Raw genomic sequence first — 12,264 nt, forward strand, 5'->3', positions numbered from 1 at the left:
CTCCTTCTGAAAAGCCGCGCAGTTTACCCGGCGTACACCACCCTGCGAACAAGAATGCGCGCAAGCCTTGCGTTAGAGCCGCTTGTTGGGTGACTCTCTAGTCATGTTTTGCAACTATTCCAGGGGTAGCGACATGACCACCAGCAACCTGCTCGCCCAGCTGTTTCCCACCTCCACCGCGCAGATTCCCGAGCAATTTCGCCTGGCGGCGCCCATTGAACAACGTGAATACCTGGTCGATGGCCAGTTGCAGGTGTGGAACGGCCCGCTCGCCCGCGTGCAAAGCCCCGTGCAACTGGGTGATGAGCGTGTACACATCGGCAGCACGCCGTTGCTGGATGCCGACACCGCCCTCACCGCCCTGGATGCTGCCGTGCGCGCCTACGACCGTGGCCAGGGTGCATGGCCGACGATGCGCGTGGTCGAGCGTATCCAGCACGTCGAAGCGTTTTTGAGGCGCATGCGCGAACAGCGCGATGCGGTGGTCAAGCTGCTGATGTGGGAGATCGGCAAGAACCTCAAGGACTCGCAGAAAGAATTCGACCGTACCTGCGACTACATCACCGACACCATCAATGCCCTCAAGGAACTCGACCGCCGCAGCAGTCGTTTTGAACTGGAGCAGGACACCCTCGGCCAGATCCGCCGCGTGCCCCTGGGCGTGGCGTTGTGCATGGGGCCTTACAACTACCCGTTGAACGAGACCTTCACCACGCTGATCCCGGCCTTGATCATGGGCAATACCGTGGTGTTCAAGCCGGCCAAGCTGGGTGTGCTGTTGATCCGCCCTTTGCTGGAAGCCTTCCGCGACAGCTTCCCGGCCGGGGTGATCAACGTGATCTACGGCAGCGGCCGCGAGACCGTGAGCGCGCTGATGGCCAGCGGCAAGATCGACATCTTTGCGTTTATCGGCACCAACAAGGCCGCCAGTGATCTGAAAAAGCTGCACCCCAAGCCGCACCGTTTGCGTGCTGCGCTGGGCCTGGATGCCAAAAACCCGGGGATCGTGCTGCCCGAAGTGGACCTGGACAATGCGGTGAACGAAGCCGTCACCGGTTCGCTGTCGTTCAACGGCCAGCGTTGCACCGCGTTGAAGATCCTGTTCGTGCATGAAGACGTGGTCGAGCGCTTTATCGAGAAATTCAACGCCAAGCTGGCGACGCTCAAGCCCGGCATGCCGTGGGAGGATGGCGTGGCGCTGACGCCACTGCCGGAAGTGGGCAAGGTCGATTACCTCAGCGAACTGGTGGCCGATGCGGCGCGCCATGGCGCCAAGGTCATGAACCCCGAGGGCGGCAGCAGCCGTGGTTCGTTCTTCTACCCGGCGGTGCTGTACCCGGTAAACCCGCAGATGCGCGTCTACCACGAAGAGCAATTCGGCCCGGTGGTGCCGATCGTGCCCTATCGTGACCTGGAGACCGTGATCGACTACGTGCTGGACTCGGATTTCGGCCAGCAGTTGAGCCTCTTCGGCACCGACCCCGTGGCAGTCGGACGCCTGGTGGACACCTTCGCCAACCAGGTGGGCCGTATCAATATCAATGCCCAATGCCAGCGCGGTCCGGACACATTCCCCTTCAACGGGCGCAAGAACTCGGCCGAGGGCACGTTGTCGGTGCATGACGCCTTGCGCGTGTTCTCGATCCGCACCTTGGTGGCGACCAAGTTCCAGGAGAGTAACAAGGCGTTGGTCAGCGATATTTTGCGCAACCGCGATTCGAGTTTCCTGACCACCGACTACATCTTCTGAAGCCAACCCCGTTCCAATGTGCAGACAGGTCAGTGTGGGAGCTGGCTTGCCTGCGATGCCAGCTCCTCGGTCTTTCAGTCAGGTCGCGGTGATGCTATCGCAGGCAAGCCAGCTCCCACATTTGATCAAGCACATTCATACATTTGAGGCCATTTTAAGACTGATGAACCTGCCCTTCTTTGCCCGGCGCCTGCTGCGCCCCTTGCTCGACCCCTACCGCCGCTTTCGCCATGCCAAGCTGATCCACGCCGCGCGCGTATCGGTGGGTTTGCTGGCAACCATCCTGCTGACCACCGGCCTCAACCTGCCCCACGGTGAATGGGCGTCGGTGACCATGCTGATCGTCATCGGCGGGTTGCAGCACCACGGCAATATCGGCAAGAAAGCCGTCGAACGCGCCTACGGCACCTTGATCGGCGCCAGCGTCGGCTTGCTGCTGGTGGTACAACAGGCTTACTTCGGCCCGCCGTTGCTCACCTATCTGTTGATGTCCGTGGTGTGCGGATTCTTTTCCTATCACGCCATCGGCAAGGGCGGTTATATCGCGCTGCTGTCGGCGATCACGGTGTTTATCGTCGCCGGCCATGGCGACAACCCGATCTCCGATGGCCTGTGGCGCACCGTCGATATCCTCATCGGCATTGTGCTGGCCCTGGCGTTTTCCTTTGCCTTGCCGTTGTACGCCGTGTATTCGTGGCGCTACAACCTGGCCAGCGCCCTGCGTGACTGCGCGCAGATTTATAGCCGGATCATCAATGGCCAGTCCGTGACTGACGATGAACACCTCAAGCTGCTCAACCGTTTGAACGGGGCGATGGTGCAACTGCGTTCGTTGATGCCGTCGGTGTCCAAGGAAGTGCGGATTTCCATGACTGAACTGGACGCGATCCAGCGTCACCTGCGCCTGTGCATCAGCACCCTGGAGATTCTGGGCAATACCCGGCCAGACCCGCGTGATGAGCAGGCCACGGCTCGGATGCAAGTCATGTTGAAAGCCGAGCATCGGCAAATTCGGGTGCAGTTGGTGGGGATGGCACGCGCGTTGAAATCGGGGGTGACGGAGCGATTGGAGCGTACCGGTCACGCCCATGCCAGCGAGCCTGCGCTTGATGCACCGGTTTACAGCGCGCTGGATGGGTATCGCCTGTTGACCCTGCAACTGGCGGCGAACGTCGATCAGATGCGTCAACGGCTTGGCAAAAGTGCCGCACGCTGGAAGATTTAGCGACAGCTGGAGAGCAGCTTTACGTACATCGACACATTCACACTTTCTCTTACATATTTTTCACGTTTTATTCACAAGCCGAGACGTAGTGTGAAGCCTCATCCGTTACAAACGTTGCATATCAAGCCCGCCGCCCCAGCGGGCTTTTTTTTGCCTGTTTTTTGGCTCCGAAAAAGGGCCAACCTCTGTAGCAGCGAGCTTGCTCGCGAACAACGCAATAACGCCGCGGTTAGCCAGAATGCTCGCGTTATCGTTGATGTTTTTCGCGAGCAAGCTCGCTCCTACAGGGCGTGGTGTTCGCGTAGGGCGCGCTGGGTTTCCAGCACCTTGGCCAGTGCCGTTTCGGCTTCCTGGCTTTGCTGCGGCACCCGAATCGCCGCCGACACCAGCGTGATCAGCTTGGCCATCACCTCGGCATCCGTGGCCGGGCGGCCCAGGCTCATGGAGTTCATCAGCAGGCGCAGTTCGGTGCCTGCCATGACGCCCGAAATGGCCTTGAGGGCAAATTGCAGGCGCACCCCCAGTTCATTACGTGGCAAATCCGGCAGGGCCAGGGCGAAGGCCTCGAAGAAGCGCTGGAACACCGGCTGGTAATGGACCTTGAGGTATTCCTGGATAAACGGCGAGGTGTCGCTGTAGACCCGGCCCAGGAAGCGAATGAACGAACGCCCTTCCCCGCTGGCCGGGTCGCTGCGCTCCAGGCCCATGGCCGGGGCAAACAGCACGCCCAGGAGTGTGTCGCAATCGAGCGGGCCATCGGATTCGGCTTCACAGCGCGCCAGCAGTTCCAGGCGTTGCTCGTTGAGGGGCTCCAGGCGCTGCATCAGCAAGGTTTTCATCAGGGAGTCCTTGTCCCCGAAGTGGTAGTTCACCGCCGCCAGGTTGACCTGGGCACGCTCGGTTATCTGCCGTAGCAACACGGCGTCATAGCCGTACTTGATGAAAAGAGCCTCTGTCGCATCCAGCAGTCGAGTCTTGGTAACGTTTGGAGCGCTGAGTTTCTTCGCGACCATATGGGTTCCACGGCGGAAATATTGTTTTAAAAAATAATTTGATTTTTTATACCGGGGCGGCCCGTCGAAAGCAAGTAGTGACACTCCGCCATATCTTGCAAAGCCCTTATATCCGGGCTTTTGAGGCAAATCGTAGGGTTTTTACCCACCTCTGACACCCGCTGAGAAAATCGTTTCGACCGGTAAAACCGCTCTACCTCGACGGCTGGCGAAGCGTCAGGAAGGCAGTTACTATTCAAACAATATTTTAAAAACAAGAAATAAAACCAGTCCGTGACGGCTACAGGCAGCTTCTGAACTTGTTACAAGGAGTTTCGGGGAGCAAGGCGGTACCGTCGAGACTGCAGGCGTAGTCATGATGACACAGACCCCCGCGCAACTCGGTTTGATTTCCCTGCAAGGCATCGGTAAGCGCTATCAGCTCGCCGGGCAAGAATTGAGCATTCTCAATGACGTGTGCCTGTCCATCGCCAGCGGTGACAGCTGCGGCATTCTCGGTGCCTCTGGCTCCGGCAAAAGCACCCTGCTCAATATCCTCGGCCTGCTGGACCTGCCCAACTGCGGCCAGTACCACTTTGCCGGCCACGATATTTTCAACGCCACCCCCGATGAGCTGGCAGCGATCCGCAACCAGCAGATCGGCTTCGTGTTCCAGAGCTTCAACCTGCTGCCACGCCTCAGTGCCCTGGACAACGTCGCGCTGCCCTTGAGTTATCGCGGCGTGTCGCGGCATGAATCGGTGGAACACGCCCAGCGCATGCTCGCACAAGTCGGCCTCGCCGAACGCGCCCACCATCGCCCCGCCGACCTCTCCGGTGGGCAGCGCCAACGTGTGGCCATTGCCCGCGCCTTGGTCGGCAAGCCCTCGGTGATCCTGGCCGACGAACCCACCGGCAACCTCGACAGCACTACCGCCCAAGAGATCATGGACCTGCTGTTGAACCTCAACCGCGAGCAACAGGTGACGCTGATCATCGTCACCCACGACCCCCACATTGCCGAGCGCCTGGAGCGCAAGATCCTGGTGCGCAACGGCGTGGTGCATGAGGCTGGGCGCCCATGAGCCTGCGGGTCGAGCAGAGCCTCAGCCAACTGCTGCATGAAGCCTTTATCAGCCTGCGTACCCTGGGCAAGCGTTCGATCCTGGCGCTCTTGGGGATCGTCATCGGCAGTTCCTCGGTGGTGGCGCTGATCAATATCGGCCACAACGCGGCGGTGGATGCGGCGATGATTTTCAAGGACATGGGTACCGATACCCTCATCGCCCAGTTCCCGCCCAAGGGCAACAGCAATGTGCCGATGCGCACCCAGCTCGATCTGGATGCGGTACGGCGGGCAGTGCCGGGCATTGCCCATATCGGCGCGCTCAGCCTGTTCAGCGGGCCCATTGTGTTTCATGGGCGGACCGCCAATGCCAACTTTGTCGGCAGTACTGCGGGTATCCAGGACGCCATGCGCCTGGCGCTGCGTGAGGGGCGCTTCTTGTCACCCTTCGACGCCAACGAAACCTACGGAGTGATCGGCGACCAACTCGCCCAGGCCCTTGGCGCGCCAGGTGACCCGCTGCAACTGGGCGACCGTGTGCGTATCAACGATTACCTGTTTCTGGTGGTGGGTATCCTGCACAACCAGCCCAGGGCCATGCTGATGCCGGTGCAAGCCAACGAATCGTTGTTTATTCCCGCCGAGGGCATGCGCCGCATCTACGCCAACCCGCAAATCAACAACCTGATCATTCGCGCAGCGCCGGGACAGGACATGGAACGTATCGCCAGGGACGCCGCCACCGCGCTGCAACCCCAGCTCAGCGACCATAGCGTCGACATCACGGTGCCCCAGCAAATGATCGATGGCATGACCCGCCAAAGCCGCACCTTTGCCTATCTACTCCTGGCCCTCGGCGCGATCTCCCTGGTGGGCGGCGGTGTGGGGGTGATGAACGTGATGCTGATGAACGTCTCGGAACGCCGCCGTGAGATCGGCATCCGCATGGCCCTGGGCGCGCGCCAGCGGGATATCCGCAACCTGTTTTTGCTCGAAGCGGTCACCCTCACCGCCGTGGGTGCGCTGTGCGGCGCAGTCCTGGGCATGACCGCTGCCTGGCTGTATGCGTGGCTGTCGGGCTGGGCCTTTGCGTTGGCAGTGGCTGCCCTGCCCCTGGGCGTGGGCAGTACGTTGCTGGTGGGTTTGTTCTTTGGCATTTACCCGGCGGTGTCGGCCTCACGCTTGCAGCCGGTTGAGGCCCTGCGCGATGAATAAGTACCTGCTAGTGCTCATGCTGATCAGCCTGCCGGGCATGGCCGCCGACGTGGTGATCAACCCTCAGGCACCCAGCACCACCCGCAGCGACTACGAGCGTAGCGTCTCGCTGAATGCCCAGACCACCACCATGACCCTGGGGGACGCGGTGTACCTGGGCCTGCGTAATAACCCGGCGATCCGCAGCGCCTACCTGCAACGGGTGGCGCAGAAATTCGACCTGCGCGTGGCCGAAGATGTGTTCAACCCCAAACTCACCCTCAACAGCTATTACCGCAGCACCCGTGGCTCCCAAGACAATGCGCGCAACGCCAACGTCGCGCCCACCAGCAGCCTGCTCGGCGAATACGGAACGCGCTTGAGCATGGCCTGGACCCAGCAGTTGAACAACGCCAACCGCGCCGGCCGCTACCGCAGCGACGGCCTGGACCTTGCGATCATCCAACCGCTGATGCGCGGGGCCGGCTGGGATGCCACCACCGCACCGCTGCGCCTGTCGCGCCTGGCCGAGCAGGCCAACCGCCTGAACCTCAAGGCCACCGTGGCGCAGACCATCAGCCAGATCATCGCCACCTACCGCGAATTGTTGCGCGCCCAGGAACAGTTGGTGATCGTCCAGGAAGCGCTCAAACGCTCCAATACTTTACTGGAGGTGAACAAAGCGCTGATCAGCGCCGGGCGCATGGCCGAATTCGAGATCGTGCAGACCGAAGCCGATATCGCCACCCAGCAATTAGGCGTGGAAGAAGCGCGCAACCAACTCGACACCAGCCGCCTGGCGTTGCTGCGCCTGCTGGCCCTGGACCTGTCGACACCGGTGCGTGCCACCGAGGCCCTGGAAGCCACCCCTATGGAGATCGACAAGCGCCAGGCCTTCAACCTTGCGCAAAACCAGCAACCGGAATACCTCGCTGCCCTGCTCGGTAGCCAACAGGCCGACCTAGACCTGGTGATCGCCAAGGATTCCGGGCGCTGGCAGGTGGACCTGGTCGCCGGCGCCAACCAGATACGCGCCGCCACCGATAATGACAACGGCCATAACAATAACCGCACCTGGGACAGTTACGCCGGGGTGCAAGTGCAAATCCCTATTGGCGATATCAGCACGCGCCAGGCCGAAGTGCGTGCACGGGTAAATGTAGAAGACCAGGAAATCCGCATTACCGACGCCCGCCAGGAGCTGGAGCGCAACGTCAACAATGTGGTACGTGACCTTGGCACCCGCTGGCGCCAATATGAAATATCCAAGCGCGCCGTGGAGTTGTCGCGGCGCAAGATCGAGATCGAGCGGGAAAAGCTCAGCGCCGGGCGCTCCACCAACTTTCAGGTGCTGAGCTTCGAGACCGACCTGCGCAACGCCGAAAACGCCCAGCTCAATGCGCTGATCGCTTATTTGAACGCCCAGACCCAGCTTGATCTGACCCTGGGCATGACGCTGGAAAGTTGGGAAATTGCCCTTAATGACTACTAATAAAAAATCCCTGCTGGCCGTTGCCTTGTTCCTGCTGCTGGCCGGCGCGGCCGCCGCCCTGCTCAGTCAACGCAGCGGGGCTGAGCAGGCGGGTACAGGCGAACAGTGGCTGGCCGTAAAGCCCGACCCGTTGGTGCACCAGATCGGGCTGGTGGGCAAGATCGAGCCTGACACCACCGTCGTCCTGACGGCGCCGTTCGACGGCAATGTGCTGGCCAACCTGGTCGAACAAGGCCAGCGCGTTGAGGCCGGCCAAGTCCTGTTGCGCATGGACCCGGCGACGCTTGAAGTACAGCTGCGCGACGCCCTCTCCGCGCAACTCAAGGCCCGACGCACCGTGCAGGAAATGCAGGACTGGGGCAGCAGCCCCACCGTCAGCCGCGCCCGTCGCAGTTTACGCACCGCTGAAATGACCGCGGGCAACACCCAACGCAAACTTACCGAGAGCGAAAACCTGTTCAAACGCGGCATCATCCCTCGTAACGAACTTGACGACCTCAAGCAGCAAACCCAGCAACAGCAATTGGACTTGGCGGCGGCGCGCAGTGAGCTGCAACAAGCCCTGGACCAAGGCCAGGGCGAATATCGGCAGATCGCCGAAATGGAGCTGACCAATGCCACGGTGAAGTACGAAGCCTTGCAAACACTGCTCGAAGGCAAGGAGGTCAAGGCGCCCTTCTCCGGCATCGTGGTACCGGCGCCCGGCAGCACCAGTACCGCTCAAGGTGGCGGCAATAACAACGCGCCGGTGCAGGCCGGCAGCAAGGTCAGCCAGGGCCAGGTGCTGTTCGGGCTGGCCAATATCGAACGCTTGAAAATCGTGGCCAAGGTCTCAGAGCTGGATATCAACCAGCTGCGTCAGGGCCAGACCGTTGAAGTCATGGGCGATGGCTTTGATGGCGAGCGGCTGACAGGTTCAGTCAGCGTGGTCAGCGGCCTGGCCATCGCCAGCGACAGCCAGGGCAGTGCGCAGTTTCCGGTGACCTTGTCGATCCCCACCCTGACGCCCCAGCAGTTGCAGCGGGTGCGCCTGGGCATGAGTGCGCGGTTGACGATTGTCACTTATAACAATGACCAGGCGATCGTGATTCCCAGCCAGGCGATCCAGGCGGACATGACGGTGGAGTATCGGGCGGCGATGGATAAACCGGTGCAGCGGGTAAAAGTCACCACCGGGCAATCGACGCCGCAGGGGGTTGAGGTGTTTGGGCTTGAAGCGGGGTTGGTGAGGATCGGGGGAATCAATCACTGACCCTCGATCCAGATGTGGGAACGCTGCACTGTGGCGAGGGAGCTTGCTCCCGCTGGGCTGCGCAGCGGGCCCAAGATCTTGGGAGCGCTTCGCACTCCAGCGGGAGCAAGCTNNNTTTTATTTTTTTTTTTTCTTGGGAGCGCTTCGCACTCCAGCGGGAGCAAGCTCCCTCGCCACAAGATTACCGGTTACTTGCATTGGGGCAATCAATACCAGCTCCAACATTCAGCGCTGTGTCAGCCTGGCGGCCAGTGCCTTGGCCTGCAGCGCCACATCGGTCACCGCCGTACTCTCCCACCACATGCCCCGCAACGGCGGCCCCATGGCGAACAGTCGCTGGCTGACCTCGCCGCGGGCATCCCGCACCGCCCCCGTCGCATCCGCCGCAATCCCCAGCGCCAGCGGCCCAGGTTGGATCAACCCGCGCTTGAGCAGTTGCCGCGGTAAAGGACGGGCCACCCGGCGCCAGTCGTATTCGATGCCGCTGGAATTGATCAGCGCAGCGCCCAACATCTTGGTGATCACATCCTCGCCACGGTAGCGCACCGCAATGGCAACCCCCTTCTGCGAAGGCACCAAGCCCTTGAACGACGCCGCCTGAATCCGCAACCGCCCTTGCCCCTGCAACCGCGCTACCAACTGCGCACTCAAGGGCGGCGAACGGTGGTGATGGCTTTCCCACCAAGGCCGTACATGCCGCACGAACTGGCGCTTCTGGGCCTCACTGGCCTGGCTCCACAGCCGCGCGATATGCCCGCGCACCGTGTCCAGCGGCGCCTGCCAGTCTGTGCCTTGCCCCAACGCGAGCTGGCATTGGCGTCGCACCTCACGCAGCAATTGTCGGGGGCTGCTCAGGCTGTGGTCAGCGGCGAGGAAGTCGTCCCAGCTCGGCGGTTGCCGGCGTACATGGGGCAACAGGCCGTGCCGCGAAAAAACCTCGATAGGTCCGCGATGCCCGGCCTGTTCCAGGGAGACCACGGCATCGACCATGGTCAGGCCCGAGCCGATGATCAGCACGGTCGATTGTGGGTCGAGCCGGGTCATCGCGGGTACATCCCAAGGGTCCAACGCGGCGGCATTCAATCCTGTGGACTCGGTCTGCGGAGTGCGCGCAGCAGGGAACATGCCGGTGGCCAATACCGCACAGGCGCCGCGCAGTTGCTCGCCAGTATCGAGGGTCAACAACACCGAGGTGGCATCGACTTGCAGGTCTACCCCTTCGGCGCGGATGTGCTCGACGCTCGATGTAGAAAGCGCCTTGGCTTGTGCCAGACGCTGCTGCGCGTACAAGCCGAAAAGCCCCCGTGGCGGGAACAGCTCGCTGATAGGCACATGCTGTTGGTTCGACTCGGGCCATCCGCCGGCGCTGATGTAGTCGGTGAGCCATTGGGTCAGGTCGTCGGCATTGTCCGGGTCAACGCTCATACGCGCCGCATTGCCGTTCAGCGTATGGCCCAGTTCGACCGCGCTGTAGGCTTCGCCGCGCCCCAACTCAGCACGGGGTTCGACTATCAGGATACGCCGCGTGCCCGGCAGGCGAAGCAGTTGCACGGCCAGCATCGTGCCGCTCAGGCCACCGCCGATGATCAGTACATCTGCAACGCGGGTGGATTCACTCATGCCAGTTCGCCCTTATTGTTGCTCAAATCACCACATTTCGAACAAACCGTACCGCCGCATTTCCATCATTGCGATAAGCATGGGGCTGGTGGCTGGCGAACATAAAGAACTCTCCTGCCTCGATGAGATTTTCCTGATCACCTATCACCAGCGTCAGGCTGCCCTCGAACACAAACAGTTGTTCGCTCCACCCTTCCAAGTCAGGGTCCGGGCAATAACGGTCACCGGGCTCCAGCCGCCACTCCCATAATTCGACCTCACGCCGTGCCGTAGCCTTGGCCAGCAACACCGCCTTACTGCCGACAATCTCGCCCGCCCAGGCCAGCTCATTGATACGGCTGTGGTCGCGCACATCCGGCGCCTGAATCAGATCACTGAACGCCACGTCCAACGCTTCGGCGACACGGTCCAGGGTCGACAGGCTGACGTTCTTCTCTCCCGCTTCTATCGCCACCAGCATGCGCCGGCTGACACCGGATTTTTCCGAGAGCGCGGTCTGGCTCAAGTCGGCGGCATGGCGCAGGCGACGAACGTTCTGGCTGACGTGCTGCAGGACCGAAGCCCGTTGCGGATTTTCTTTGTGCACTATATTGCTCAATAGGTGGGTGTGCGCAGTATACTGCCCAGCGTGCGGCGCATTGTGCGGTCCGTGCTTTCCCCTTGCAAGACCGAGCCGCCATGACCGCCCCAAACTCCCCTTCGCGTTTCAATCGTTTCAGTAAAGCCGAATGCATCCTGGTGGTGATCACCATGATCTGGGGCGGCACCTTTTTGCTGGTGCAGCACGCCATGGCGGTCAGCGGGCCGATGTTTTTTGTGGGGCTGCGCTTCGCGGCAGCGACGATTGTGGTGGGGTTCTTTTCCTTGCGCACCCTGCGCGACCTGACCCTGTTCGAATTGAAGGCCGGGGTGTTTATCGGGGTGGCGATCATGTTCGGCTACGGTTTGCAGACCATTGGCCTGCAAACCATCTTGAGCAGCCAATCGGCGTTTATCACCGCCTTGTATGTGCCGTTCGTACCGCTGTTGCAGTGGCTGGTGCTTGGCCGTCGCCCCGGCTTGATGCCCAGCATCGGCATCATGTTGGCGTTTGCGGGGTTGATGCTGTTGACCGGCCCGGCGGGGGCCTCGCTGAATTTCAGCGCGGGTGAAATCGCCACCTTGATCGGTGCAGTGGCCATAGCGGCCGAGATCATCTTGATCAGCGCATTTGCCGGCCAGGTGGATATTCGTCGGGTGACCGTGGTGCAACTGGCCACCGCTTCGGTGCTGTCCTTCATGATGGTGGTGCCCATGGGCGAGGCGTTGCCGGGCTTTTCTTGGCTGTTGCTGTTCAGTGCCGTGGGCCTGGGCTTGACCAGTGCGGTGATCCAAGTGGCGATGAACTGGGCACAGCAGAGTGTCTCGCCAACGCGGGCGACGTTGATTTATGCCGGTGAGCCGGTGTGGGCAGGCGTTGTGGGGCGAATCGCCGGGGAGCGGTTCCCACCGATCGCGATGCTGGGCGCGGTGCTGATTGTGGTGGCGGTGATTGTGAGTGAATTGAAGACGAAGGGGCAGAAGGCCGTTGAGTTGGCAGAGGCGTTGGAGGAGGAGCGGCAGGGGTAGTTTGCGATCAACGGTAACCACGATGCGAAGCGAGCCGCTCTTGATCTTGATCTGCTTGTGATCTTG

The 12,264-nt window shown here is 61.4% G+C and carries 11 protein-coding genes; 7 read left to right on the plus strand and 4 right to left on the minus strand.

What is annotated here, in order from left to right; genetic code table 11:
• The first annotated feature begins 133 nt into the window (after positions 1-133).
• Both OC445_RS22090 and OC445_RS22095 read left to right on the plus strand, forming a co-directional pair.
• A complete protein-coding gene (locus OC445_RS22090; RefSeq protein WP_034127893.1) occupies positions 134-1,750 on the plus strand; it encodes an NADP-dependent glyceraldehyde-3-phosphate dehydrogenase in 1,617 nt (538 codons plus the stop codon).
• Positions 1,751-1,913: 163 nt separating this feature from the next.
• The gene (locus tag OC445_RS22095; protein WP_262020358.1) at positions 1,914-2,975 is read left to right on the plus strand and encodes an FUSC family protein; all 1,062 of its coding nucleotides are present in this window, start codon (positions 1,914-1,916) and stop codon (positions 2,973-2,975) included.
• A gap of 105 nt (positions 2,976-3,080) precedes the next feature.
• Here OC445_RS22095 and OC445_RS22100 read toward each other — a convergent pair whose 3' ends face one another.
• Positions 3,081-3,248 carry a hypothetical protein gene (locus OC445_RS22100; protein WP_157717986.1) on the minus strand — a complete coding sequence of 56 codons (168 nt, stop codon included), beginning with the start codon at positions 3,246-3,248 and terminating at the stop codon, positions 3,081-3,083.
• A gap of 8 nt (positions 3,249-3,256) precedes the next feature.
• Positions 3,257-3,988 (minus strand): TetR/AcrR family transcriptional regulator, encoded by a 732-nt coding sequence (locus OC445_RS22105; protein ID WP_034127895.1) that lies wholly within the window; start codon positions 3,986-3,988, stop codon positions 3,257-3,259.
• A 355-nt stretch (positions 3,989-4,343) separates the two neighbouring features.
• Between OC445_RS22105 and OC445_RS22110 the strand changes: the two genes are divergently transcribed.
• Genes OC445_RS22110 through OC445_RS22125 form a run of 4 tightly spaced genes read left to right on the plus strand, consistent with a single transcriptional unit; the run spans position 4,344 to position 8,970 of the window.
• Positions 4,344-5,051, plus strand: coding sequence for an ABC transporter ATP-binding protein (locus OC445_RS22110; RefSeq protein WP_262020359.1), 708 nt, complete (start codon positions 4,344-4,346; stop codon positions 5,049-5,051).
• Complete coding sequence (locus OC445_RS22115; protein ID WP_198790532.1) at positions 5,048-6,247, plus strand: ABC transporter permease; 1,200 nt, start codon at positions 5,048-5,050, stop codon at positions 6,245-6,247. Before OC445_RS22110 ends, OC445_RS22115 begins: the two co-directional genes overlap by 4 nt.
• Positions 6,240-7,718 (plus strand): TolC family protein, encoded by a 1,479-nt coding sequence (locus OC445_RS22120; protein ID WP_198790533.1) that lies wholly within the window; start codon positions 6,240-6,242, stop codon positions 7,716-7,718. The genes OC445_RS22115 and OC445_RS22120 overlap by 8 nt, the downstream gene beginning before the upstream one ends.
• On the plus strand, positions 7,708-8,970 hold the full coding sequence (locus tag OC445_RS22125; protein ID WP_262020360.1) for an efflux RND transporter periplasmic adaptor subunit: 1,263 nt from the start codon (positions 7,708-7,710) through the stop codon (positions 8,968-8,970). The genes OC445_RS22120 and OC445_RS22125 overlap by 11 nt, the downstream gene beginning before the upstream one ends.
• A 225-nt stretch (positions 8,971-9,195) precedes the next feature.
• Here the strand turns inward: OC445_RS22125 and OC445_RS22130 are convergent, their stop codons facing one another.
• A complete protein-coding gene (locus OC445_RS22130; protein ID WP_262020361.1) occupies positions 9,196-10,590 on the minus strand; it encodes an FAD/NAD(P)-binding protein in 1,395 nt (464 codons plus the stop codon).
• 22 nt (positions 10,591-10,612) lie between these two features.
• Positions 10,613-11,176 (minus strand): helix-turn-helix domain-containing protein, encoded by a 564-nt coding sequence (locus OC445_RS22135; protein ID WP_054897287.1) that lies wholly within the window; start codon positions 11,174-11,176, stop codon positions 10,613-10,615.
• A gap of 92 nt (positions 11,177-11,268) precedes the next feature.
• On the opposite strand from OC445_RS22135, the gene OC445_RS22140 reads away from it, so the two are divergent.
• Positions 11,269-12,198, plus strand: a complete 930-nt coding sequence (locus tag OC445_RS22140; protein WP_054897286.1) for a DMT family transporter — start codon at positions 11,269-11,271, stop codon at positions 12,196-12,198.
• The last annotated feature ends 66 nt before the right edge of the window (positions 12,199-12,264 follow it).

This window comes from Pseudomonas sp. Pse35 (genome assembly GCF_024519715.1).
Taxonomy (GTDB): domain Bacteria; phylum Pseudomonadota; class Gammaproteobacteria; order Pseudomonadales; family Pseudomonadaceae; genus Aquipseudomonas; species Aquipseudomonas paracarnis.

Coding starts and splice junctions, on each gene's coding strand:
- OC445_RS22090 (WP_034127893.1), top strand. CDS start 134: ATGACCACCAGCAACCTGCTCGCCCAGCTGTTTCCCACCTCCACCGCG.
- OC445_RS22095 (WP_262020358.1), top strand. CDS start 1,914: ATGAACCTGCCCTTCTTTGCCCGGCGCCTGCTGCGCCCCTTGCTCGAC.
- OC445_RS22105 (WP_034127895.1), bottom strand. CDS start 3,988: ATGGTCGCGAAGAAACTCAGCGCTCCAAACGTTACCAAGACTCGACTG.
- OC445_RS22110 (WP_262020359.1), top strand. CDS start 4,344: ATGATGACACAGACCCCCGCGCAACTCGGTTTGATTTCCCTGCAAGGC.
- OC445_RS22115 (WP_198790532.1), top strand. CDS start 5,048: ATGAGCCTGCGGGTCGAGCAGAGCCTCAGCCAACTGCTGCATGAAGCC.
- OC445_RS22120 (WP_198790533.1), top strand. CDS start 6,240: ATGAATAAGTACCTGCTAGTGCTCATGCTGATCAGCCTGCCGGGCATG.
- OC445_RS22125 (WP_262020360.1), top strand. CDS start 7,708: ATGACTACTAATAAAAAATCCCTGCTGGCCGTTGCCTTGTTCCTGCTG.
- OC445_RS22130 (WP_262020361.1), bottom strand. CDS start 10,590: ATGAGTGAATCCACCCGCGTTGCAGATGTACTGATCATCGGCGGTGGC.
- OC445_RS22140 (WP_054897286.1), top strand. CDS start 11,269: ATGACCGCCCCAAACTCCCCTTCGCGTTTCAATCGTTTCAGTAAAGCC.